The organism is Pseudomonas sp. HTZ2, from assembly GCF_033173945.1.
GTDB classification, from domain to species: domain Bacteria; phylum Pseudomonadota; class Gammaproteobacteria; order Pseudomonadales; family Pseudomonadaceae; genus Aquipseudomonas; species Aquipseudomonas guariconensis.
In genome coordinates this window covers 1,029,257-1,052,169 of sequence record NZ_CP137332.1, presented here as the reverse complement: position 1 = coordinate 1,052,169, position 22,913 = coordinate 1,029,257, and the positions used below count along the sequence as shown (strand labels likewise).

Genomic DNA, 22,913 nt, shown 5'->3' with positions numbered 1-22,913 from the left:
ATTAAACCAGTACGCCGGACTGGCGCAGGGCCGCACGGACTTTTTCGTGGCAGCCTTCGCTCAGCCAGGTGAGCGGCAGGCGGATGCCTTTTTGCATCAGGCCCATTTCCACCAGCGCCCACTTCACCGGAATCGGGTTGGCTTCGCAGAACAGGTCCTTGTGCAGCGGCATGAGTTTTTCGTTGATTGCGCGGGCCTTCTCGGCATTGCCCTCAAGGGCGGCCTCGCACAGATCGGCCATTTCGCGCGGGGCGACGTTGGCAGTGACGGAGATGTTGCCCTTGCCGCCCATCAGGATCAGCTCGACGGCGGTCGGATCGTCGCCGGACAGGACGATGAAGTCCTTGTCGACGCCGTCGAGGATGGCCTTGGCGCGCACCAGGTCGCCGGTGGCTTCCTTGATGCCGATGATGTTCTTGACCTTCGACAGGCGGATGACGGTCTCGGCCTGCATGTCGCAGGAGGTGCGGCCGGGTACGTTGTAGAGGATCTGCGGGATGTCGACGGCTTCGGCGATGTGCTTGAAGTGCTGGTACAGGCCTTCCTGGGTCGGCTTGTTGTAGTACGGCACGACGAGCAGGCAGGCGTCGGCGCCTGCGTTCTTCGCGTTCTGGGTCAGGTGGACGGCTTCGGCAGTGGAGTTGGCGCCGGTACCGGCAATGACTGGGATACGGTGGTTGCTGCGCTTGACGCGTTCGACCACATGCTTGATGACCAGGATGTGCTCCTCGACATCCAGCGTGGCGGACTCACCGGTGGTGCCGACAGCGACGATCGCGTGAGTGCCTTTTTCCAGGTGGAAGTCTACAAGTTTGTCGAGGCTGTCCCAATCAAGACGCCCTTGTGCATCCATGGGAGTGACCAATGCCACCATACTGCCCGCAATCATGTAACTGCTCCTGCCGGAAAAAGAGAGCGGTAATGGTACTGGCGCCATCGGCCTTGCACAAGCGAAGCAGGCGGGTGGAGCATTCCCCTTCGCGCTGCTTTTCGCTACCCTTCTCCCTTTGATCGGCACAGCGTGGCCCGCCGGGCCGTCGACAATGCTCCGCGCCAGCGTCCACGACCTCGAATGCGAGCCCGGGGCCCTGCCGACAGGAGGCTTATGCCTGTCCTGTGCCGACCGCTCATCGCTTTAGGAATGCTGCATGTCCACCCCCACTGTCCGCGAACAATTCCTTGTCATCAGTGCCTTGGGTCCCAACCCCATGGAGCTGGCCAACGTTCTCAGCCGCGCCGCCTTCGACAATCGCTGCGCGGTGATCACTTCGCGCCTGACCCGCCATGGCGAGACCAGTGCCCTGGTCTTGCAGGTCGGTGGCAGCTGGGATGCCCTGGCGCGCCTGGAGGCGGTACTGCCAGGCTTGGGCAAGAAGCACGGCCTGACCCTCGACGTAGTGCGCAGCGCCGATCAGGAAGTACGCCCCCAAGCCCTGCCCTACGTGGCCTATGTCAGCGCCGCCTATCGCCCGGATATCGTCAGCGAGCTGTGCCAGTTCTTCCTCGATCACCGCGTCGAGCTCGAGAGCATGACCTGCGACACCTACCTGGCCCCGCAGACCGGCAGCAGCATGCTCAATGCCCAATTCACCGTGATCCTGCCGGCCGGTACCCAGATCAGCTGGTTGCGCGACCAGTTCCTGGACTTCGCCGACGCCCTGAACCTGGATGCGCTGATCGAACCCTGGCGCCCACAGAATCCCATGTAAGGAAGCCCACCATGGCCGTAGCACTCGACCAACCCGTCGCCGACTTCCAGGCCCAGGCCACCAGCGGCCAGTCCGTTAGCCTGGCCGACCTCAAGGGCCAGCAAGTGGTGCTGTATTTCTACCCCAAGGACAGCACCCCGGGCTGCACCACCGAAGGCCAGGGTTTCCGCGACCAGCACGAAGCCTTCCGCGCCGCCAACACAGTGGTGTTCGGCGTCTCCCGCGATGGCATCAAGTCCCACGAGAACTTCAAGGCCAAGCAGGGCTTTCCGTTCGAGCTGATCAGCGACAAGGACGAGGCCCTGTGCCAGCTGTTCGACGTGATCAAGCTCAAGAAGCTGTACGGCAAGGAATACATGGGCGTGGACCGCAGCACCTTCCTGATCGACAAGAACGGCGTGCTACGCCAGGAATGGCGCGCAGTGAAGGTGCCCGGACATGTGGATGCGGTGCTGGCAGCCGCCCAGGCGCTGAACAAGCCCTGATATGAGCGCTCACCTCTTCGCGGCTGAACCCGCGAAGAGGTGAGCGGTTACAATATGGGCGCCACTGAAGGCTCGTGCCTTGGCCAGGCATCGAGCACGGCCTTGAACAGTGTTGCCAGCGGAATCGCGAAGAAGATCCCCCAGAACCCCCACAGCCCGCCAAACAACAGTACCGCGCAGATGATCGCCACCGGGTGCAGGCTGACTGCCTCGGAGAACAGCAGCGGCACCAGCACGTTGCCATCGAGCGCCTGGATGATCGCGTACACCGCCATCAGATAGATGAACTGGTCGCCCCAGCCCCATTGGAACAGCGCGATCAAGGTCACCGGCACGGTCACCACCACCGCTCCCACATAGGGCACCACCACCGACAACCCCACCAGCAAGGCCAGCAGCGCCGCATAGTTGAGCCCCAGGCTAATGAAGGCGATATACGTGGCAATGCCGCAGATCAGGATCTCAATACCTTTGCCGCGGATATAATTGGCGATCTGCCGGTTCATTTCATCGCCTACACGATTGAGCAGCGTACGCTGACGTGGCAGGTAGCCACCAACCCAACGGGCGATCAGCTCACGATCCTTGAGGAAGAAGAACACCAGGATCGGCACCAGCACCAGGTAGATCATCGCATTGACCAACAGCGGCAGGCTGGACAGGGAGAACGTCAGCGCCCACTGGCCGAACTTGCCGATCTCACCACGCACCGACTCGATGGCGCGCAGCACTTGTTCATCGGAGACCAGGTGCGGATAACGCTCTGGCAGCAACAGCAGCAGCGACTGCCACTTACCCAGCATGCCCGGCAGCTCGTTGAACAGCGTGATCAACTGGTGCCAGAGCAACGGAACCAGCACCAGCAGGAATACCGCCAGTGCCCCCATGAACAACGCGAACACCAGCCACACCGCCAGCCGGGTGGGAACGTGCAAACGCTCCAAGGCATTGACCAGGCCCTGCATGAGAAACGCCAGGACCATCCCGGCCAGCACCGGTGCGAGCATGCCGCCCAGGGTCAGCACTGCAGTGAAAGCCAGGAACAGCAGCACTGCCAACACCACCGCCTCCTCATCGGAGAAGTAGCGCTGCATCCAGTCTCGAAGCACTTTGAACATTAATGATCCTTGGGATAAGACTCAGGCCTTGCGCAGCCAGTAGGTGTAGACACCGGCCTCGGCGGTTTCACGAAGCAGCGTATGACCGGCGAGCTGGGCAAAAGTGCGGAAGTCGCGCTGGGAGCCGGCGTCGGTGGCGATCACCTTCAGTACCGCGCCGCTGGCCAGCCGATTGAGCTCCATCTTTGCCTTGAGCAGAGGCAAAGGGCAATTGAGCCCACTGGCATCGAGTTCGGCATCGCAGGTGGGTGTGTCGATCATCCGGGCATCTCCTGGCGGGGCATCAGCATTGCAGACAAGTTCGCTAGGATAACGCCACTGGTCGCCAACGTGTGAGCCAGCTACAGTAAGGCTCTTTGATCGATGCGAGCTTCATGCATGAATCTACTGCGCCCCACCCTGTTGACGCTGGCCTGCCTGATGGCCCTTCCCGGTCATGCCGACGACCTGCCGTCACTGGGCGACGCCAGTTCCGCGATCGTCTCGCCGCAGCAGGAGCACCAACTGGGCCGGGCCTGGCTTAGCCTGCTGCGCGGCCAGGTCAACCAGCTGAAGGATCCGCAGCTCAAGGACTACGTCGAGACCAGCGTCTACAAGCTGGCCGAAACCAGCCAACTGCAGGACCGCCGCCTGGAGTTCATCCTCATCGACAGCCGTGAGCTCAACGCTTTCGCCGCCCCCGGCGGGATCGTCGGGGTCAACGGCGGCCTGTTCCTCAACGCCCAGACCGAAGGCGAGTACGCCTCGGTCCTGGCCCACGAACTGGCGCACTTGTCCCAGCGCCACTTCGCCCGGGGCGTCGAGGCTCAGCAGCGCATGCAACTGCCCATGATGGCCGCGCTGCTGGCCGGTATCGTGCTGGCGGCCGGTGGTGGTGGCGACGCCGGCATCGGCGTGATCGCCGGCACCCAGGCCGCAGCGATCCAGGAACAGCGCCGCTTCTCCCGACAGAACGAACAGGAAGCCGACCGCATCGGTATCCTCAACCTGGAAAAAGCCGGTTACGACCCCCGCAACATGCCCAGCATGTTCGAGCGCCTGGCCCGCCAGTATCGCTATGACGCCAAGCCCCCGGAATTCCTGCTCACCCACCCGGTCACCGAATCGCGTATCGCCGACACCCGCAACCGCGCTGAACAAGCGCCCAAAGGCGGGGTCGAGGACAGCGCGCGCTACCAGCTGATCCGCGCCCGCGTCGCGCTGATCTACGAAGGCACACCAGGCCTGGCGGCCAAGCGCTTCCGTGCCCAGCTAGACGAAGACCCCACCCTGGATGCCGCGCGCTATGGCCTGGCCATCGCCCAGATCAAGGGCGGCCAGCTCAACGAAGCGCGGGCCAACCTGCAGCCGCTGCTGGCCAAGGCGCCCAACGACATCACCTACAACTTGGCGCAGATCGACCTGGACATCACCAACAACCGCCTGGCCGACGCCCAACAGCGGGCCGAGCGCCTGCGCGCGCTGTACCCGAGCAGCTACCCGCTGCAACAGATACGGGCCGACCTTCTGATCAAGCAGAATCGCCCCGCCGAGGCGGAAAAGGTATTGGATGATCTGATCAAACGCCGACCGGACGATCCGGACGTGTGGTACGACGTTGCCGAGGTGCGCGGGTTATCAGGCAACACCATTGGCCTGCACCGGGCACGTGCCGAGTACTTCACCTTGGTCGGCGACTTCGACCAAGCCATCCAGCAACTGGACTACGCCAAGCGCCGCGCAGGCAGCAATTTCCCACTGGCCTCGCAAATCGATCAGCGCCAGCGGGAAATCATGGAACAGCAACGGATGGTCAAGGAGATGATGGGCCGCTAAGGCCAAGGGGGCGCTTTGCGCCCCAGGGCAATGCGGGTCAGGCGTTGCCGGAAAGCTTCAAGCGCGCTGCCTGGGTGAAATCAAGCATGCGATTGAGCGGTTTGATCGCTTTGGGCACCAGCGCAGGATCCACGAAGATCTCGTTGCTGCCCTTGCGCAGGCAGTCGAGGGTGCGCTCCAGGGTGTTCATGGCCATCCACGGGCAATGGGCACAGCTACGGCAGGCCGCACCGTTACCCGCGGTGGGCGCTTCGACGAACTCCTTGTCCGGGCACAGCTGCTGCATCTTGTAGAAGATGCCGCGGTCGGTGGCGACGATGAACGTCTTGTTCGGCAGCGTCTGGGCTGCCTTGATCAGCTGGCTGGTAGAGCCCACCGCGTCGGCCAGTTCGATCACCGCCTCCGGCGATTCCGGATGGACCAGGATCGCCGCGTCCGGATACAGCGCCTTCATGTCGGCCAACTGGCGCGACTTGAATTCCTCATGCACGATGCAAGCGCCATCCCACAGCAGCATGTCGGCACCTGTTTGCTTCTGGATGTAGCGCCCCAGGTGCTGGTCGGGCCCCCAGATGATCGTCTCGCCGTTGTCCATCAGGCTCTCTACGATCTCCAGCGCGCAGCTGGAAGTCACCACCCAGTCTGCCCGCGCCTTCACCGCCGCCGAAGTATTGGCGTAGACCACCACGGTGCGCTCCGGGTGCTGGTCGCAGAAGGCCGAAAACTCCTCCACCGGGCATCCCAGGTCAAGGGAGCAGGTCGCTTCCAGCGTCGGCATCAGCACGCGTTTTTCCGGGGTGAGGATCTTCGCGGTCTCACCCATGAAACGCACGCCTGCCACTACCACGGTACTGGCGGGATGGTTCTTGCCGAAGCGAGCCATTTCCAGGGAGTCGGACACACAGCCGCCCGTTTCCTCGGCCAGCGCCTGAATCACCGGGTCGCAATAGTAATGGGCCACCAGCACGGCGTTCTGGGCCTTGAGCTCGGCAGCGATGGCCGCACGGTAATCGGCCTCCTGCTCGGGCGTCAGCGGATTGGGCTGCTTGGCATCAAGATGAGCTTGAACCAACAGGCGTTCGGAAATCTGGGTCATGATCGCTGAACCTGCAGGCGCATGTGCGCGTCAGTCGAGTGTATCACCCGGCCCTGGCAGATCGGCTAAAGGGTGCCGGATGGCCGAGTGACCATCGCGACCCATCTGCGGGCGCGGACTATTATCGGAGGCCGAAGGCTACAGACAATCGCGCCAATTCAAAAGCCTTTTTTACGCCCCCAGGCCAGGGCCGACGGGGTGTCTGCACTGGCCTGGGCGAACGCATCTCACCCTTGTGACGACAGCGCCGCCAGATGAGCGCCCAACAGCACACCGAACTCCGTCAGGGTCATCTTCCTGCCGTTGAAGTCGACGATACCATCGGCATAATTCAGGCTGGAGATCACGTCATCGCCCTGCACAGTTCCCATGCCACTCTGCAACGCCATCATGCCGACCATCTCCCCCGCCTGACGCGACTGCATCGCGATGGCCTGGGCATCCGTCTGGCCGTCCAGCAAGGCCTGCAGGGTCGCCAGATCCCCGAGCATCGGCTTGGAGACGGACAGCTTGCTTTGCAGGCGGCTGACCATCTGCTCGCCTACCTGGGTCGGTGTCAGATCGAACGAGGGCGGATTGGCCAGGTCCACCGCCAGACTGAAACGACTCTCGCCGTTAGCCGTCTTGAATGACAACTCCTCCAACGCGACCTGCGGCTTGGCTGCGAGCATTCTCTGCAAGTCCGCCTGAACCTTCGCCCGCTCTTGCGGCGTCATCTCGAACGAAGGCTGCGCCTCTCCCCGGGCCGCGCTTTGCTGCAGTTGCGGCATGCGGGACTGGTACCAAGCGATCAACCCCTGCATTGCCGGGATGTCTACGGATTTCATGCTCCAGATCATCCGCCCGCTGCCCACCGCGCGTCCGGCGTAGGTAATGTCGGCGACCTTGTACTCCAGGCGTCCGGACAGCTTGTCTTCGCCCTCGGCGTCATAGCGATTGTTCTGCTCCAGGCCTTTGAGCACCAGGACTTCCTGCTTGTCGCCCAAGGTCACTTGGGTTTCGGCCAATGTCATGTCCAGATTGCCGACATAGATCATGTCATGGCCGGTGCCTTTCAGATCGCCAGCGACCTTGAAGCCGTTGAGCAGCACTTTGACCGGGGGCTGGTCGTCACCGACCAGATTCAGCGCCAGTCGCTCGGCCTTGCCGTCGACCCGCATCGATTGGCCGTCACGATCCCCCCGCAGCAGCAGGCGCATGCCAGAGAAATGGAGACTGCTGCCGTCATCTTCGCTGAACTTGACAGGGGCCAGACGGATGTCGCTGGACAAGCTGCCGTCATAGCCCAAGCTGACCTGGCTGGTGATCGGCGCCTGTTCGCCGGCGGCGGTGTACCAAGACGCGGTAGCATCGTCCTTGTCCAACTGACTGTTGCTGGTGGCCAGGACCGGCGCCAGATTCAGGGATTTGACCCGCGACCAGGGGAACGGGCCATGTTCGATTCGGTCGGTCACGCCCAAGTCGAAGCTCAGCGGCTCGCCTTCGCCTAGCCAGAGGTCTTTGGCTTTGATCCGGTAGTGCGCGGTACTGGTGAAGAAGTGCTGATCCAACGAGACCAGCTCCAAGGTCATGCTGCCCCCGGTACCGGCGACCGCTTTCTTCAGTTGCTCGTTGCCCAGGGCAATGGAACGCTCCAGCTCTGCGGGCAATTGCTTGCCCGTGTACCAGGCGCCGCCGGCGGTGACGGCGGCGATGACGACGGCCAGGCCGCAGAGAATGCCTACTGATTTCTTCATGAATAAGACCGATTGCTGTCCATAGGAGGCTGATACGCGGCACCCAGCGCCACGCGGGGAGCCAAGATTATCACTGCCCGCAAAGGGACGCCTGGGCGCGCGATCTTTGCATCGCTGCAATGTAAAGTTTTACGAACACAATAATCGACATAACGACGGTAACATTCCAAAAAACGACCACTCATCTGGATAAACCGTCGATAAACCTTCATTAAAGTTACATCTTGTCACGTTTCACTTGACACCATCCCGCCCTTCGATTTTTATTTTCACCACCCGCCCAGCGCCCCACAAACGAAGAAGAACAGCGCCGCCATCATGACTTCAGTCCGCCCGCCACCTTCGACGTTTTAGGCCCTGCCAGCCCGACACAGGCGTCTCTCGCGCCCATATCCGCTCCGACAAAAAAGGTGAACAACATGGAGCCCACCCGCTCGCTCTTGCCGTGCCTGTCACACACCGTGCCCGCCTCCCAGCCCCAGGAGCGTTGCCAGCATGCAGCCTGACCACAGCACTCACGGCACCGCCCAACTGAGAAAGTCCCTGCGTCTCTGGCACGTGGTCATCATCGGCCTGGCCTACCTCACGCCGATGACCGTGTTCGACACCTTCGGCATCGTCTCCGGCCTCACCGCCGGACATGTCCCAAGCGCCTACATCCTGGCGCTGGCCGGCATTCTGTTCACCGCGCTGAGCTACGGCACGCTGGTGCGCCGCTTCCCGCAATCCGGCTCGGCCTACACCTACACCCAACGCGCCATCAACAAGCACGTGGGCTTCCTGGTGGGCTGGGCCTCGCTGCTGGATTACCTGTTGCTGCCGATGATTAACGCCTTGCTGGCCAAGCTGTACCTCTCGGCGATGTTCCCGGAAGTCCCTGAATGGGTATGGGTCGTGGGGTTCGTCACCCTGATCAGCCTGATCAACATGCGCAGCATCAACTTGGTGGCAAGCTTTAACACCCTGTTCGTCGGCGTGCAGATCGTGATCATGACGGTGTTCGCGTACCTCTGCGTGCGCGGTCTGAGCCAAGGTGAAGGGCTGGGTACCGCCTGGACCCTGCAACCGTTCGCCGACGACCAGACCCACCTCAACGCCTTGGTCGCGGGCGCGACCATCCTGTGCTTCTCGTTCCTGGGGTTCGACGCGGTCTCCACCCTGTCGGAGGAAACCCGCAATCCCGAGAAGGTCATCCCACGCGCGATCTTCCTCGTGGCCCTGATCGGCGGCTTGATGTTCATCCTCATGTCGTTCTTCATCCAGGCGTTCTTCCCGACCATGGAGCGGTTCCACGACCAGGAAGCGGCCCTGCCGGAAATCGCCCTGTACGTCGGCGGCATGCTGTTCCAGTCGATCTTCATCGTCTGCACCGTGATCAACACCATCGCCTCGGGCCTGGCATCGCAAACCAGCGTCTCGCGCCTGCTGTATGTGATGGGCCGCGACAAAGTCATCCCCCAGGGCCTGTTCGCACGCCTGCACCCACGCTACAAGACTCCGGTACTGAACATCGCCGTGGTCGGTCTGATTTCCCTGTCGGCGATCTTCTTCGACTTGGTGACGGCCACCTCGATCATCAACTTCGGCGCGCTGGTAGCCTTCAGCTTCGTCAACCTCTCGGTGATCATCCACTGCTACCTGCGCGAGGGCCTCAACAAGGGGCTGGCGAACAAGCTGAAATACCTGGTGTTGCCAACCATCGGTTTCTGCATCATTGCCATGCTCTGGCTGAACCTGAACGTGGATTCACTGCTGTTCGGCGGCGTCTGGGCCGCGTGCGGCGTGCTATATCTAGCCTGGTTGACCAAGGCGTTCAGGGTCGCGCCGCCGACCTACCTCGCCGAATGAGACTGCCTGTCGACGACGCCCGCGCTTGATCGCGGGCGTTGTCCTTGATGAGAAGGAAAGCTCCCATGTTCCTGCGCCGCCTCTCCATCCAATGGAAGATCACGCTCCTTGCCGGCTTGTGCCTGTTGACCATCGTCGTGCTGCTGGTAGCCACCTCGCTGTTCCAGGCCAAGCGCAGCGCGGTTCATGTCTTCCAGGCCAACACCGAACTGCTCGACCAAAGCGCGCGCCTGCGCCTGCAGGCCCACGCCGAAAGCCAAGCCTTGCGCGTGCAACGCTATTTCATGGATGCCTACCAGTACGGCAACGGCTTCGCCCGCCTGGTACAGGCGCTTCGGCAACGCGGCGGCGAGGACCTGCGTGCCGAGCTCGTCAAGCAAGCCCGTCAGGCGCTGGCCGGCAACCCGGATCTGATCGGCCTGTACCTGGTGTTCCAGCCCAACGCCCTGGATCGACAGGACGCCCGCTTCGTCGGCCAGGATGCCAGCGGTAGCAACGATATCGGCCGCTACTCGTTCTACTGGTCCCAGCCGAGCCCTGGCACCCTCGAATCCGAGGTCATGCCTGAGTCCATGCTGGCCGACACCAGCACCGCAGCCAACGGATCCCCCTACAACCGCTGGCTGACCTGCCCTCTGGAGACCGCTAAAGCCTGCGTGTTGGACCCTTACTTCGACGAGGTCAGCGGTCGCCAGGTCCTGATGACCAGCATTGCCTTGCCCTTGTTGGAAAACGGCAAGGTAATCGGCGTGGTCGGCCTGGACATCGGCCTGGACAACCTGCAGCAATTGAGCCTGGCCGGGCGCCAGGAGCTGTTCGACGGTCAAGGTCAAGTCAGCATCGTCAGCCCCGCCGGCCTGTTGGCCGGGCACAGTCAGGACAGCGCCCAGCTGAGCAAGACACTGGAACAGGCCTTTGGGGATCAAGCCGGCGAACTCGCCGGACCGATACGTGCCGGCCAGACCGTGGAGCGCCTCGATCACGGCTTGATGCGCATCTCGCGCCCCTTCGCGCCGATCCCGCAGGCCGAAGCCTGGCAGGTGCTGCTGGAACTGCCGGAGGCTGTTCTGCAAGCACCCGCGGTCGCTCTCAACCAGCGCCTGGACGCACACAACCAGACCGCCAACCTTACCAGCCTGCTGGTTGGCCTGGCCGCCGCCGTGCTGGGCCTGCTACTGGTGTGGCTGACAGCCCGTGGCGTGACCCGGCCGATCCTTGCCGTGGCCGAGCGCCTACGTGACATCGCCAGCGGCGAAGGCGACCTGACCCGTCGCCTGGATTACACCCGCGAGGATGAACTGGGCCAACTGAGCGGTTGGTTCAACCGTTTCCTGGACAAGCTCCAGCCGGTGATCGCCCAGGTCAAAGGCTCGCTGCAGGACGCCCGCGGCACCGCCGATCAGTCCGCAGCCATCGCCAGCCAGACCAGCGGCGGTATGCAGCAGCAGCAACGGGAAATCGAACAGGTGGCCACCGCCGCCAATGAAATGAGCGCCACCGCACAGGACGTCGCGCGCAATGCCTCCCAGGCGGCCCAGGCCGCGCGCGGCGCCGACCAAGCCACCCATGAAGGCCTGGAACTGGTGGCGGTCACCCGCCAGGCCATCGACCAGCTGGTGAGCGACATGGACAACGCCATGAATCAGGCACGCGCACTGGCCGGGCGTAGCGAGCAGATCGGCTCGGTGCTTGAGGTGATTCGCTCGATTGCCGAACAGACCAACCTGCTGGCGCTCAATGCCGCCATCGAAGCCGCGCGCGCTGGCGAAGCCGGGCGCGGCTTCGCGGTAGTCGCCGACGAAGTGCGCAGCCTGGCCCAACGTACACAGGTGTCGGTGCAGGAGATCCGCCAGGTCATCGAGGGGCTGCAACAAGGCACCCACGATGTGGTCGGCGCGATGCACGAGGGCCAGCGTCAGGCCCAGGACAGCGCCACACGCATGGAGCAGGCGCTGCCCGCCCTGCAAAGGATCGGCGAGGCAGTGGCGGTGATCAGCGACATGAACCTACAGATCGCCTCGGCCGCCGAAGAGCAGAGCGCCGTGGCTGAGGAGGTCAATCGCAACGTAGCCGGCATCCGCGATGTCACCGAGTCGCTGTCCGGACAGGCCGACGAATCGGCCCGCATCAGCCAGGCATTGAATCGCCTGGCCAATCAACAACAGGCCTTGATGGAACAGTTCAAGGTCTGAAGCCCCACGACGGGGACGACACTTAAAAGGATGGCTGCCCTTGGGGCAGCCTTGATGGAGCCCCACGATGGGAAAACCGTTTTTCGACCTGACCAGCGAACAAGGCGTGCTACGCCTGTCCATCGCGGTCACCCTGTTCATCGCCTTGATCGGCATCGCCTTCGGCCTGGCGTCAGGCTCGTTCTCGATTGTCTTCGATGGTGTCTACTCACTGGTCGATGCCAGCATGAGCGGACTGTCGCTGGTGGTGGTCAAGCTGATCACCTCCCACGCCCGGGCCGAGCGCATGTCACGCAAGCTGCGCGAGCGCTTCACCATGGGCTTCTGGCACCTCGAACCCATGGTTCTGGCGCTCAACGGCATCCTGCTGACTGGCGTTGCGCTCTATGCCTTGATCAACGCCGCCAGCAGCCTGCTCGAGGGCGGGCGGGACCTGGAGTTCGGCGTGGCACTGGTGTACGCCGTGGTGACTGTTTGCGCGTGCCTGGCGATCGCCATCGCCGAGGCCCGTGCCAACCGCAAGATCGGCTCGGACTTCGTGCGCATGGACGTCAAAGGTTGGGTGATGTCAGCCAGCATCACGGCGGCGCTGCTGGTGGCCTTTTGTGTCGGCTACCTGGTACAGGGCACCCAATGGGCCTGGATCTCCCCCTACATCGACCCGGCGGTGCTGGCGCTGGTCTGCCTGGTCATCATCCCGCTGCCGATGTCGGTAGTCCGCCAGGCGCTCTCGGAAATGTTCCTGGTGACCCCTGGCGACCTGAAGCAACACGTGGACGATGTCGCCCAAGCCTTCGTCGCCCAACACGGCCTGCAGTCGTATCGGGCCTACGTGGCCAAGGTCGGCCGTTCGCGGGAAATCGAACTCTACTTCATCGTACCGGCCACCATGGCCGCCAGGACCATTGCCGAGTGGGATGCCCTGCGCGACGAGATCGGCAACGCCATCGGCGGCGAAGGTCCGGACCGTTGGCTCACGGTGGTGTTCACAGGCGATCCGGAATGGGCTGAATAGCATCAGCCCTTTGCCACCACGGCAAGCAAGCCTTCAGAGAGATGGAAACGCCTTGACGAGGCCCTCCTGCAGGCTTTCCAGGCCTGGGCGGGCGTAGCCCTCGGTGCTGCGCTCGATGGACCAGGCCTTGTCCAGGTGAATCTGCTCCGGTGTGACCGGCACCGGGTCGGCGATCCCGAAACTGGAGTAGTAGTCCTGGAATTTGAACTCCCACTGCGGGTAGCGCTTCATGCACAACCACTGGTTCGGGACACCATAGGAGTCCGCGACGATCAGGCCGTGCAGGCTCGTCGACAAGACGAACTCGCACGACGCGATCTCCTCGAGCACCTGCTTGACCGGTGAGAACACATCGATCACTCGCGACCCCGGGATCAACGACAGCAGGCTGGCGATTTCAGGCGAATTGCGATGATTGATATGCGGGATGATGCCTACCCGAATGGTCTTCAACGCCGGCTTCTTGACCAATGAAGAAGCCAACAAGCCTGGGTCACCCAGGACCGGCTGGCCCTTCAGGCCCTTTATCTGCTCCAGGCACTTGCGACCACGGACCGCGTGATAGTGGTGGTGGCCGGAAAACACATCGCCCGGCGTGCTGGAGCCGGTACCCCAGACATGCAACTTACGACGAAACCCCCACGTCTTGGCCTTCTTTTCACGGGCCAGGATACTGCCGATGGCGATCATTTCCGCCTCTTTGACCGGGCTGTGCACGACCTTGCGCCCAGAGACGAACTCCACGGTCAAAGCGGACAAATAATCACCAAAGTTCTGTTTGCCAGCATCGTCGCGCCCACTGCCACGACTCCAGAAAAGTTTGATCGGTTTCATGCCCGGGTAAATCCTCTCGCTCGCGGTACTTCGCTCGCGCCAACAGGACAGCGAAAACAGCGTGTTTATTTGGCGGGCAATATATAGGAATTGACTTATTGATTGGAGCGCCTTCGAGCTGTTAATACCCTGCGCGCAATACAATTGCGCAATATCCCTTCTTATCTCATGGATATACGTTGACGTTATTTTCACGCCCACTCCGCTAGCGTCGCAGCCTTTCCGGCAGCCGGCCCCTTGGCTGCCATCGAGTTTCAACGAGGCACACGTGGCAAGCACTACATCCCCAACGATTCGCAAAGGCATGGACTGGGCCGGGCTGGGCTGGCTCCTGCTGTTCTTCTGGTATTTCTCCGGCATCACCCAGGCACTGCTCATGTTCAGCGGCACGACCGGCTTCTCCGGGTTTCGCGATGCGCTGTTTCTGAGCACCCTGTGGCTTGCCCCGGTCCTGCTGCTGCCCCGCCACACTCGCCTCATCAGCGCGCTGATCGGTCTGGTGCTATGGGCGGCTTCGCTGGTGGGCCTGAGCTACTTCGGTATTTACCGCCAGGAATTTTCCCAAAGCGTCATCTTCGTAATGTTCGAGTCCAATACCGCCGAGGCCGGTGAATACTTCAGCCAGTATTTCAGCCTCTGGCTGTGCCTGGGCCTGGTGCTGTACACCCTGGTCGCGGTAGCCCTGTTCAAACGTGTCCGGCCAGTCACTCTCCCGCTGCGCAGCCGGATCCCATTGGTCATCCTGCTGTTGGCGGCCAATCTGGTGTTCCCCTTCTACAAGCAATTGGTGACTCAGCAACGTACGTTCGCCGAAGCAGTGGAAAAGGTTCAGCAGCGCATGGAGCCGGCGGTGCCATGGCAACTGGTGGTCGGCTACCAGCAGTACCGTCAGCAACTGGACAACATGCAGAAGCTGCTGGAGCAGAACGCAGCCCTGCCGCCGCTCAAAGACCTCAAGGACAGCAGCGGCGACGCGCCGCGCACCCTGGTGCTGGTACTGGGCGAGTCCACCACCCGTGAACACATGCATCTGTACGGCTATGGCCGGGATACCACGCCGGAACTCGACGCTCTGGCCGCCAACGACAAGAACCTCAGCGTATTCCGCAACGTGGTGTCGCCACGCCCTTACACCATCGAGGTGATGCAGCAGATCCTGACCTTCGGCGACCAGAAGAACCCGGACCGCTTCCTCACCGACCCGTCGCTGATCAACCTGATGAAACAGGCCGGTTACAAGACCTTCTGGATCACCAACCAGCAGACGATGACCAAGCGCAACACCATGCTGACCACGTTCTCCCAGCAAACGGATGTGCCGGTCTACCTCAACAATCAGCGCAACCAGAACGCCAGCCAATACGACGAAGTGGTGCTCGCCCCCTTCGAGAAAGCGCTGCAGGACCCAGCCGAGAAGAAGTTCATCATCGTCCACCTGCTCGGCACGCATATGGACTACCGCTATCGCTATCCGGATGCCTACGACCACTTCAAGGATAACCAGGGCGTGCCGGGGGTCCTGACGCCTGACCAGGTGCAGACCTACAACTTCTATGACAACGCGGTGCGCTACAACGACTATGTGGTCTCGAACTTGATCAAACAGTATTCGGCCACCACCCCCAACGGTTTCTTGCTGTACCTTTCCGACCATGGCGAGGACGTCTACAGCTCCGGCAACCACGACCGCCTGGGGCGCAACGAAGGCGCACCGACCCGGCCGATGTACACCATTCCGTTCCTGCTCTGGACTTCGCCAAGCTGGCAGGCTGCACACCCGCGCGACCTGCAGGCCATGACCGACCGGGCTTACAGCAGCTCCCATCTGATCCACACGCTGTCCGACCTGGCAGGTCTGAGCTACGACCGTTACGAGCCCGCCAAGAGCCTGGTAAGCCCACAATTTGTCGTGGCACCCCGCTGGATCGGCGACCCCTACAGCAAGAACGGGCTGCGTGAGTTCGATGCCTTGCCTACGGACAAGACCGACAAGGCACAGCAGACCGTTACCAGCGCCAAGGTGCAACCGGACAAGACCTGAATCACGCCCTCCCCCAAACAAAAAGCCGGTGCCTGGACGATCCAGGCACCGGCTTTTTTTCTGAGGCCGTCTGTAGGTAAGCGCCATCTAGTTTATGAGTTTTTTTCCGCCAATTTGCAAAGCATGACTACCAAGTCATACAAAATGACGAGAAAAACTGTCTTTTTGACGACCATACAACCCTCTAAATAGAGAGGTACAACGAAATTTGTCGCGTTTGTCGCGCAAACGTTGGCCTACATTATGACAGGTCAAAAAACACACAATCATTCCAAAACAGAATGATGTCTTGACTAAAGGTCGTTTGTTCCAATGTCATTTGCAGACCGATACTGATCTCGATCAATAAAACCCGCGATTGCACAGGAGACACCGCACGGTTGACGACCGGCTCAACGCGCATTGGGCCTTGCTGCTCGGCCAGCCTCGATCGCAGGCGCCACCAGAAAACAAAAACAAATCCAAAAAATGAACGCAGGTCAAAAGGTTGCCCATGACCCATTCCAATAAAAACGCGAGTTCGGCTACCACCAGCAACACCTCCGGTCACCTGAAGAGAACCCTGAACAGCCGCCACCTGAACATGATTGCCATTGGCGGCTCCATCGGCACCGGGCTCTTCGTTTCCTCTGGCGCCACCATTGCGCAATCCGGCCCCGGCGGCGCACTGCTCTCCTTCGCGATCATCGGCTTGATGGTCTACTTCCTGATGACCAGCCTGGGCGAGCTTGCCGCCTGCATGCCGGTCAGCGGCTCGTTCGCGACCTATGCCTCGCGCTACGTCGACGAAAGCTTCGGTTTTGCCTTGGGCTGGAACTACTGGTACTCCTGGGCCGTGACCATTGCGGTCGACTTGGTGGCCGTGCAGATCATCATGTCCTACTGGTTCCCCGACACGCCCGGGGTAATCTGGAGCGCTCTGTTCCTGGGCCTGCTCTTTGCCTTGAACGTCGCCTCCGTGCGCTTTTTCGGCGAGACGGAATTCTGGTTCGCCCTGATCAAAGTCATCACCATCATCGCGTTCATCTTCATCGGTGTGCTGATGCTGCTGGGCATCCTCGATGGTGGCCAGGACGGCGGCGCGCACCTGTGGCAGATCGGCGATGGCCCGATCGCCGGCGGCCTGCCTGCACTGATCGGCGTGGCCATGATCGTCGGCTTCTCGTTCCAGGGGACCGAGTTCGTCGGCATCGCAGCCGGGGAAACCGAAAACCCTGGGCGCAACATTCCCAAGGCCGTCCGCCAGATCTTCTGGCGCATCCTGCTGTTCTATGTCTGCACCATTATCGTGATCGGCCTGCTGATCCCCTACACGGACCCACGCCTACTTAAGGATGGGCTGTCCGACATCACCATCAGCCCGTTCACCTTGATCTTCGAGAAAGCCGACATGCTGGCTGCTGCCGCCCTCATGAACGCGGTCATCCTCACCTCCGTGCTGTCGGCCGGCAACTCAGGGATGTACGCCTCGTCGCGCATGCTCTACAGCCTGGCTGTCGAGCGCAAGGCTCCGGCACTGTTCGCCAAGCTCACCCGCTCGGGTACGCCGGTCTGGGCGTTGCTCGCCACCACAGTGGTGGCGGGACTGTGCCTGCTGAGCTTCCTGTTCAGCCCCGGCAAGCTCTACCTGTGGCTGTTGAATACCTCCGGGATGCTGGGGTTCATCGCCTGGCTGGGCATCGCCATCAGCCACTATCGCTTCCGCCGCGGCTACAAGCTGCAGGGCAACAGCCTCGACAAGCTCCCGTACGTTTCGAAGTTCTTCCCGTTCGGGCCGTTCTTTGCCTTCGCCCTGTGCATGGTCGTCATGCTGGGTCAGAACTACCAGGCCTTTATCGGAGATCGCATCGACTGGGTAGGTGCGGCTGCGACTTACATCGGCTTGGTGCTGTTCGCGGTGATGTGGTACGGCCACAAGTTGATCACCCGATCGCGCATCGTCCGCTACCGGGAAATGGATTTCAGCGTGATCGAAACCAGACGCAGACAAGACGAACGAAAAGCCCAGAGCAACTTGGATGGCGTTGCGCTAGGCCAACAGGTCTCGGCCTGAACCACCAAGGCGCCGAGCACCTGCCCGGCGCCTTGTTGCCTTGAGCGAATGCCCACTACCGCGTAGGACCACCGATGAGCACCGATTTCAGCAAATCCTTCTACGAAGCCTCCGTCGCACGCGCTTCGTACCCCGTCCACTCGGGCCGCACCGATACCCGGGTGTGCATCCTCGGCGGCGGCCTGGCCGGCCTTTCGACCGCCCTGGGGCTTGCCGAACGCGGCGTCACTGACGTGGTGGTGCTGGAGTCGCAGCAGGTGGGGCATGGCGCCTCAGGGCGCAACGGGGGGTTTGTATTCGGCGGCTACAGTCTGGGCAACGCGGACCTGCTGTCCACCCTGGGCGCCACCGAAGCACGCAGGCTGTACCAGCTGACAGTCAACGCCGTCGACCTGATCCGCACGCGCGCCCGCCAATACGCCATCGATTGCGACCTGGTCGATAAAGGCGTGATCCTCGCCAACTGGTTCAACGATCCGGCCCGCCTGGAAAAACCGCGCCAATTGATGAAGCAGGCCTACGGTGTTGAGTGGGAATGCATTTCTGCCGGCGAACTCAAGGAAATGCTCAACACCGACCGCTACTACGGTGGGCTGCTGGAGCGCAACGCATTCCACTTTCACCCTCTGAAGTATGTGTGCGGGGTGGCACGCACCATCACCGACCTCGGCGCGCGCCTGTTCGAGCACTCCCCCGTGCTCGGCATTGAAAAGCGCTCAGGCAAATATGTGGTGCGGACCCAAGGCGGTGAAGTGCATGCAGAAGAAGTGGTGTTCTCAGGTGGCGGCTACGCACGAGGCATCTATCGCCCCGTCGAACGCGCGGTACTGCCGATTGCCACCTACGTGGTTGCCACCCAACCCCTGGGGGCGCGACTGAAGGACGCCATTGCCTGCGAATCGGCTGTCTATGACACCCGCTTTGCATTCGATTACTACCGCCCCCTGCAAGACACCCGCATCCTGTGGGGCGGGCGCATCTCCATCCTCGATCGCGGGCCCGAGGCCATCGCCAAGCTGCTCAAGACGGACCTGGTCACGGTCTACCCTCAGCTCGAGGATGTAGAGATCGACTATTCCTGGGGCGGCCTGATGAGCTATGGGCGCCACCAGATGGCCCAGATCGGCCAGGATGACAATGGCATCTGGCACGCGGTCGGCTTCGGTGGCCACGGCATGGCGCCAACCACGGTTGCCGGCGAAGTACTCGCCGATGCCATTGCGCGCAGGCTTCCTTTGCCAGAGGGCTTCGGGCAGTTCGGCCTGACCCGCACCTTCGGCCTCGCTGGCCTCGTGGCCGCCCAGGCGACCTATACCACCTACCAGGCCATCGATGCCTTCGATGCCCGACGCCTGAACAAATGAAACCGAGCGCGTTTCGCCAGCTGACTAACGCGTTTTTCTGAGCAGGGTTGCCTTGAACCTGCGCAGATTGTTCATCACCGGACGCAAGAGCCGACTTCTATCCAGGAAGGACAGCTCATGCAGATCGGTGCGCGAAGGACGTTGATAGCCAAGGTTCCGGGTGAAATAGAACGCCCGTAGATCCTTGTTCGTGTGGATCAACGTGTTGAGGGCTGCGTCGTAATGCATAGGCCCGCCGTCGGGGTGACCCGGCGGCCGTTGCAGGATCTGGAACAAAAAATCCCTCAACCGTTCGATGCATCGGCCGTTCACTGCATAAAAGTGGGACAGGTGGATGGGACGATCGACCACCTGCCAGCCCGGCACATTGGCTTCCTCCTCGAACGGATGCCCGAAGTAGACGATGTCCCACTCCATCCCCTGCAGGGACTCGATCGCTTGTTTGCCGTACTGGGCGATGCGTCTGGAAAACTGGATATCGTCCTCCAGAATGAGGATGTTGTTCACTTTTGATCGGATGGCGTCTTCCAATATCCCGAGATGGCTCAGAAAGCACCCCCTCGCCCCAGCACTTGGGAAGCCCTCCCCCTCGCTGGGTGTAACCGCGTCGAAAAAGCCTATTTTTTCAAAATCGATACTGAAACCGTGACGGGCGAACTCTTGCATGGTTTCCATGCGGCGATCATTTCGAGAAGGGATGTTGATGATTCGGGCGCGATCAAAGTAGTCGATCACATTCATCCAGAGGCCCTCGGCGCAGGGGTCAGAGCGATTGGATCTGAGTATAGGAGACTTCGATCGAACCACCACAGGGCGGCGAGACAACCTGAGGCAGGCTGTCATTAGGTTTAATTTCTGCAAGGCTATATAACAAAATGCTTGGCGCAAAATAGCTAATCATCAACACTCATTTTGATAGTCCTCTGAAAAGCCAGCCAAGTGATCGGTAACTTCAACAACCTCTTCATGCTGCGCGTGCGCGAACACCTGTAAATGCCCGGTAGAGAGGTCTTGCTGAGGCAGATAAGCGCGGCTAGTGACTAAGCCTTGATCTAGATAATGGTCAGTGATGGCTTTGAGTAACGCATTGAGCTGACTAACGCCCAGGCACTGTCCAACGAAAGGCTTGAGCAACGCGTCTCGCTCGGTGATCGACAGACTGTCTGCACCTTTGAGGTCGATAGAACGAATCGTGAAGCAGCGTTCGTCTTCAGGCCTGGAGGGCACCGGAGGGACGGAGGGTTGCCCTGGGAGGTTGCGTAGATCTTCAAGGCGACGCTGCTGTTCCTCGAGCAGTCGGTTCTGGCGTTCGCGAATCAGGTCTTGATCGCCTGGTGAGGCGCAGGCCATACCCATAGAGCTGCTGAACACCACACACAGAAAGGCTCTCTGTGCCAAACGCTGACCCACCGACATCACCACATCCCTGTGCCATCAAAGAAAACGAGCTGCGATACTATTTTGCCATCATATTGACGTCAATTTGACGAACCTGAAAAGTCGTGGACAGGATCCGGAAACCGACAAGCGGTAGCGCTTTAACCGCGCCCTAGGGCGACGTTAAATTTTGAACGGAGCGTGGCTGTCCCCGCTCAGGCGATCGGGAACCTGGTCTGGCTGATGACTGCTATCGACCCAGGTGTTTGAATAGCGCTACAGGCAATGATTGTGGCTACCCATAACTTCTCTGGGTCGCATAGGTGGAGCTAACACCTACCCACTAGCAGCTTACGCTTGAAAAAAGCCGAAGTCGGTAGAATTCACTGTGGTCGAAAATCGGTCATCTGCGGCAGCCACCAAGCTGTTTCGCTTGGAATCTCTCAGATAGATCGTCATGCATCAAAGAGGAGAACAGTCAGGAATCTGACTGACCGACAAGAACGAAAAAGCCCGCAAACCTAGATGGTCGCGGGCTATTTCATACTGAAATCACATCGAAGCGAGCCTAAGGGTCGCTCCAGGGGCAGCAAGACTAGATTGGCTGTGAGTAGCCTTCCCTTCCTAGTACCTGCATTACCGCTGTGAATATGGTGGGTCGTGTAGGATTCGAACCTACGACCAATTGGTTAAAAGCCAACTGCTCTACCAACTGAGCTAACGACCCGTTGGATGGCGCGTATAATACTGATTTCTAACGGGAAATCAACACCTCATCGGCAATTTTTTCAAAAATAGCGGGTAGGATCCGCCACACCGGCTGCCGCGAAGCCATCGGCCCGCAAACGGCAACTGTCGCACTTGCCGCAGGCACGCCCCTCGTCGTCCGCTTGGTAGCACGAGACGGTCAAGCTGTAATCCACGCCACGGGCAATACCAGCCTGGACGATCTGGGCCTTGCTCAGATTCTGCAAAGGCGCCTGGATACGGAAGCCCTGCCCTTCCACACCGGCCTTGGTGGCAAGGTTGGCCATGCGTTCGAAGGCCTCCACGAACTCTGGACGGCAGTCCGGATACCCCGAGTAATCCACGGCGTTGACACCAATGAAGATGTCACGGGCGCCCAGCACCTCGGCCCATCCCAGTGCCAGGGACAGGAATACGGTATTACGCGCAGGCACATACGTGACCGGGATACCTTCGCCAGGTGTCTCTGGCACATCGATACTGGTGTCGGTCAAGGCTGAGCCACCAATGCCGTTGAGGTTCAGACCGATTACCTTGTGCTCGACCACGCCCAGGTCTCGGGCAACACGCGCTGCAGCGTTGAGCTCGGCACGGTGACGCTGACCGTAGTCGAAACTCATGGTGTAGCAGCTATAGCCTTCAGCCTTGGCCATGGCGACCACGGTGGCCGAGTCCAGACCACCGGAAAGCAGAATTACCGCGCGTTTATCAGTCATATTGATACTCCTCGTGTCAGCGTCCCGGTTCGTCGTTCCACAGCAGTTTGTGCAACTGCAACTGGAAGCGTACGGGCAGGTTGTCGGCGACGATCCAGTCCGCCAGGTCGGTGGCACTCACCTGGTGGTGGCTGGGTGAAAACAGTACTTCACCCGCACGCTGCGCCAGGTTGTACTGAATCAGCTTGGAGACCGCCCAGTCATAGTCCTCGCGCGAGCAAATGACGAACTTGACCTGATCGTTACGGGTCAGGTGCTCGATATTCTCGTAGAGGTTGCGGTGCGACTCCTCCGAGCCCGGGGTCTTCAAATCGACCACGCGGCTGACCCGTCGATCGACCTGGGCGATGTCCAGGGCACCACTGGTTTCCAAAGAGACTTCGTAGCCGGCGTCGCAGAGGCGCTGGAGCAAGGGCAACGCATTGGGCTGGGCCAAGGGCTCGCCACCGGTCACGCAGACATAGCGCGGCCGGAATCCCGCCACTTGCTCGAGAATGTCGTCGAGGGTACGTACGGTGCCGCCGCTGAACGCGTAGGCACTGTCGCAATACTGACAGCGCAGGGGGCAGCCTGTAAGGCGCACGAATACGGTGGGCAGCCCAGCCGTCCGTGTTTCACCCTGCAAGGAGTAAAAGACTTCGGTGATGCGTAATGTGTCTTGCATGATCGCCACGGGCGTGACAGCTAAACAGGCTGTCCGCCTCCGTCAGGCACTGTCGCGGACTCGACATAGCGTTATCCGCACCAGCGTGTTTACGAAAAAAGGG

18 protein-coding genes, 1 tRNA gene and 2 pseudogenes are annotated in these 22,913 nt (G+C 61.0%); 10 read left to right on the top strand and 11 right to left on the bottom strand.

Features of this window, described 5'->3' with window-relative positions:
• Position 1: 1 nt before the first annotated feature.
• The gene (gene dapA, locus R6G97_RS05005) at positions 2 to 889 is read right to left on the bottom strand and encodes a 4-hydroxy-tetrahydrodipicolinate synthase (RefSeq protein WP_043213132.1); all 888 of its coding nucleotides are present in this window, start codon (positions 887 to 889) and stop codon (positions 2 to 4) included.
• A 259-nt stretch (positions 890 to 1,148) separates the two neighbouring features.
• Between dapA and R6G97_RS05000 the strand changes: the two genes are divergently transcribed.
• Together R6G97_RS05000 and R6G97_RS04995 are read left to right on the top strand one after the other, a co-directional pair.
• Complete coding sequence (locus R6G97_RS05000; protein ID WP_043213129.1) at positions 1,149 to 1,709, top strand: glycine cleavage system protein R; 561 nt, start codon at positions 1,149 to 1,151, stop codon at positions 1,707 to 1,709.
• 11 nt (positions 1,710 to 1,720) lie between these two features.
• Positions 1,721 to 2,194, top strand: coding sequence for a peroxiredoxin (locus R6G97_RS04995; protein ID WP_043213128.1), 474 nt, complete (start codon positions 1,721 to 1,723; stop codon positions 2,192 to 2,194).
• Positions 2,195 to 2,241: 47 nt separating this feature from the next.
• Here the strand turns inward: R6G97_RS04995 and R6G97_RS04990 are convergent, their stop codons facing one another.
• Together R6G97_RS04990 and R6G97_RS04985 are read right to left on the bottom strand one after the other, a co-directional pair.
• The gene (locus R6G97_RS04990) at positions 2,242 to 3,312 is read right to left on the bottom strand and encodes an AI-2E family transporter (RefSeq protein WP_043213127.1); all 1,071 of its coding nucleotides are present in this window, start codon (positions 3,310 to 3,312) and stop codon (positions 2,242 to 2,244) included.
• 21 nt (positions 3,313 to 3,333) lie between these two features.
• Positions 3,334 to 3,573, bottom strand: coding sequence for a sulfurtransferase TusA family protein (locus R6G97_RS04985; RefSeq protein ID WP_043213126.1), 240 nt, complete (start codon positions 3,571 to 3,573; stop codon positions 3,334 to 3,336).
• 117 nt (positions 3,574 to 3,690) lie between these two features.
• Here R6G97_RS04985 and R6G97_RS04980 point away from each other — a divergent pair, with 117 nt between their 5' ends.
• Positions 3,691 to 5,127, top strand: a complete 1,437-nt coding sequence (locus R6G97_RS04980; RefSeq protein WP_317847863.1) for a M48 family metalloprotease — start codon at positions 3,691 to 3,693, stop codon at positions 5,125 to 5,127.
• Between the two features lie 37 nt (positions 5,128 to 5,164).
• Here the strand turns inward: R6G97_RS04980 and nadA are convergent, their stop codons facing one another.
• Positions 5,165 to 6,223, bottom strand: a complete 1,059-nt coding sequence (nadA, locus tag R6G97_RS04975) for a quinolinate synthase NadA (RefSeq protein ID WP_043213124.1) — start codon at positions 6,221 to 6,223, stop codon at positions 5,165 to 5,167.
• 227 nt (positions 6,224 to 6,450) lie between these two features.
• Positions 6,451 to 7,959, bottom strand: a complete 1,509-nt coding sequence (locus tag R6G97_RS04970) for a YdgA family protein (protein ID WP_317847862.1) — start codon at positions 7,957 to 7,959, stop codon at positions 6,451 to 6,453.
• A gap of 495 nt (positions 7,960 to 8,454) precedes the next feature.
• Between R6G97_RS04970 and R6G97_RS04965 the strand changes: the two genes are divergently transcribed.
• The 4 genes and pseudogenes from R6G97_RS04965 (at position 8,455) to R6G97_RS04955 (ending at position 13,014) form a co-directional block, all read left to right on the top strand.
• The gene (locus tag R6G97_RS04965; RefSeq protein WP_043213121.1) at positions 8,455 to 9,807 is read left to right on the top strand and encodes an APC family permease; all 1,353 of its coding nucleotides are present in this window, start codon (positions 8,455 to 8,457) and stop codon (positions 9,805 to 9,807) included.
• Between the two features lie 47 nt (positions 9,808 to 9,854).
• A pseudogene (locus R6G97_RS24885) lies at positions 9,855 to 11,141 on the top strand (PDC sensor domain-containing protein); the annotation flags it as partial.
• Positions 11,142 to 11,243: 102 nt separating this feature from the next.
• Positions 11,244 to 11,999: a methyl-accepting chemotaxis protein gene (locus tag R6G97_RS24880; protein WP_409286673.1), complete on the top strand. Its 756-nt coding sequence runs from the start codon at positions 11,244 to 11,246 to the stop codon at positions 11,997 to 11,999.
• A 67-nt stretch (positions 12,000 to 12,066) separates the two neighbouring features.
• Positions 12,067 to 13,014: a cation diffusion facilitator family transporter gene (locus tag R6G97_RS04955; protein WP_070574370.1), complete on the top strand. Its 948-nt coding sequence runs from the start codon at positions 12,067 to 12,069 to the stop codon at positions 13,012 to 13,014.
• 33 nt (positions 13,015 to 13,047) lie between these two features.
• On the opposite strand, the gene R6G97_RS04950 is transcribed toward R6G97_RS04955, so the two are convergent.
• Complete coding sequence (locus R6G97_RS04950) at positions 13,048 to 13,848, bottom strand: polysaccharide pyruvyl transferase family protein (protein WP_043214621.1); 801 nt, start codon at positions 13,846 to 13,848, stop codon at positions 13,048 to 13,050.
• A 268-nt stretch (positions 13,849 to 14,116) separates the two neighbouring features.
• Here R6G97_RS04950 and R6G97_RS04945 point away from each other — a divergent pair, with 268 nt between their 5' ends.
• The 3 genes from R6G97_RS04945 (at position 14,117) to R6G97_RS04935 (ending at position 19,306) form a co-directional block, all read left to right on the top strand.
• Positions 14,117 to 15,889 carry a phosphoethanolamine transferase CptA gene (locus tag R6G97_RS04945; protein WP_182817740.1) on the top strand — a complete coding sequence of 591 codons (1,773 nt, stop codon included), beginning with the start codon at positions 14,117 to 14,119 and terminating at the stop codon, positions 15,887 to 15,889.
• 493 nt (positions 15,890 to 16,382) lie between these two features.
• Complete coding sequence (locus tag R6G97_RS04940) at positions 16,383 to 17,942, top strand: amino acid permease (protein ID WP_102082139.1); 1,560 nt, start codon at positions 16,383 to 16,385, stop codon at positions 17,940 to 17,942.
• A 74-nt stretch (positions 17,943 to 18,016) separates the two neighbouring features.
• On the top strand, positions 18,017 to 19,306 hold the full coding sequence (locus R6G97_RS04935; RefSeq protein ID WP_317847860.1) for an NAD(P)/FAD-dependent oxidoreductase: 1,290 nt from the start codon (positions 18,017 to 18,019) through the stop codon (positions 19,304 to 19,306).
• A 24-nt stretch (positions 19,307 to 19,330) separates the two neighbouring features.
• Here the strand turns inward: R6G97_RS04935 and R6G97_RS04930 are convergent, their stop codons facing one another.
• The 5 genes and pseudogenes from R6G97_RS04930 to queE all read right to left on the bottom strand — a co-directional run bounded on the left by R6G97_RS04930 (position 19,331) and on the right by queE (position 22,810).
• On the bottom strand, positions 19,331 to 20,047 hold the full coding sequence (locus R6G97_RS04930) for a glycosyltransferase family 25 protein (protein WP_102082141.1): 717 nt from the start codon (positions 20,045 to 20,047) through the stop codon (positions 19,331 to 19,333).
• A gap of 243 nt (positions 20,048 to 20,290) precedes the next feature.
• Positions 20,291 to 20,662 (bottom strand): annotated as a pseudogene (locus tag R6G97_RS04925) (POTRA domain-containing protein); the annotation flags it as partial.
• 672 nt (positions 20,663 to 21,334) lie between these two features.
• Positions 21,335 to 21,410 (bottom strand) — tRNA-Lys (locus R6G97_RS04920).
• Positions 21,411 to 21,471: 61 nt separating this feature from the next.
• A complete protein-coding gene (queC, locus tag R6G97_RS04915) occupies positions 21,472 to 22,146 on the bottom strand; it encodes a 7-cyano-7-deazaguanine synthase QueC (RefSeq protein WP_043209502.1) in 675 nt (224 codons plus the stop codon).
• Between the two features lie 16 nt (positions 22,147 to 22,162).
• Positions 22,163 to 22,810 (bottom strand): 7-carboxy-7-deazaguanine synthase QueE, encoded by a 648-nt coding sequence (queE, locus tag R6G97_RS04910; RefSeq protein WP_043209562.1) that lies wholly within the window; start codon positions 22,808 to 22,810, stop codon positions 22,163 to 22,165.
• Positions 22,811 to 22,913 lie beyond the last annotated feature (103 nt).

Bases quoted from the DNA above. Each gene is read 5' to 3' on its own strand.
- dapA (WP_043213132.1), bottom strand. From the start codon at position 889: ATGATTGCGGGCAGTATGGTGGCATTGGTCACTCCCATGGATGCACAA.
- R6G97_RS05000 (WP_043213129.1), top strand. From the start codon at position 1,149: ATGTCCACCCCCACTGTCCGCGAACAATTCCTTGTCATCAGTGCCTTG.
- R6G97_RS04995 (WP_043213128.1), top strand. From the start codon at position 1,721: ATGGCCGTAGCACTCGACCAACCCGTCGCCGACTTCCAGGCCCAGGCC.
- R6G97_RS04990 (WP_043213127.1), bottom strand. From the start codon at position 3,312: ATGTTCAAAGTGCTTCGAGACTGGATGCAGCGCTACTTCTCCGATGAG.
- R6G97_RS04985 (WP_043213126.1), bottom strand. From the start codon at position 3,573: ATGATCGACACACCCACCTGCGATGCCGAACTCGATGCCAGTGGGCTC.
- R6G97_RS04980 (WP_317847863.1), top strand. From the start codon at position 3,691: ATGAATCTACTGCGCCCCACCCTGTTGACGCTGGCCTGCCTGATGGCC.
- nadA (WP_043213124.1), bottom strand. From the start codon at position 6,223: ATGACCCAGATTTCCGAACGCCTGTTGGTTCAAGCTCATCTTGATGCC.
- R6G97_RS04970 (WP_317847862.1), bottom strand. From the start codon at position 7,959: ATGAAGAAATCAGTAGGCATTCTCTGCGGCCTGGCCGTCGTCATCGCC.
- R6G97_RS04965 (WP_043213121.1), top strand. From the start codon at position 8,455: ATGCAGCCTGACCACAGCACTCACGGCACCGCCCAACTGAGAAAGTCC.
- R6G97_RS24880 (WP_409286673.1), top strand. From the start codon at position 11,244: ATGCAGCAGCAGCAACGGGAAATCGAACAGGTGGCCACCGCCGCCAAT.
- R6G97_RS04955 (WP_070574370.1), top strand. From the start codon at position 12,067: ATGGGAAAACCGTTTTTCGACCTGACCAGCGAACAAGGCGTGCTACGC.
- R6G97_RS04950 (WP_043214621.1), bottom strand. From the start codon at position 13,848: ATGAAACCGATCAAACTTTTCTGGAGTCGTGGCAGTGGGCGCGACGAT.
- R6G97_RS04940 (WP_102082139.1), top strand. From the start codon at position 16,383: ATGACCCATTCCAATAAAAACGCGAGTTCGGCTACCACCAGCAACACC.
- R6G97_RS04935 (WP_317847860.1), top strand. From the start codon at position 18,017: ATGAGCACCGATTTCAGCAAATCCTTCTACGAAGCCTCCGTCGCACGC.
- R6G97_RS04930 (WP_102082141.1), bottom strand. From the start codon at position 20,047: ATGAATGTGATCGACTACTTTGATCGCGCCCGAATCATCAACATCCCT.
- queC (WP_043209502.1), bottom strand. From the start codon at position 22,146: ATGACTGATAAACGCGCGGTAATTCTGCTTTCCGGTGGTCTGGACTCG.
- queE (WP_043209562.1), bottom strand. From the start codon at position 22,810: ATGCAAGACACATTACGCATCACCGAAGTCTTTTACTCCTTGCAGGGT.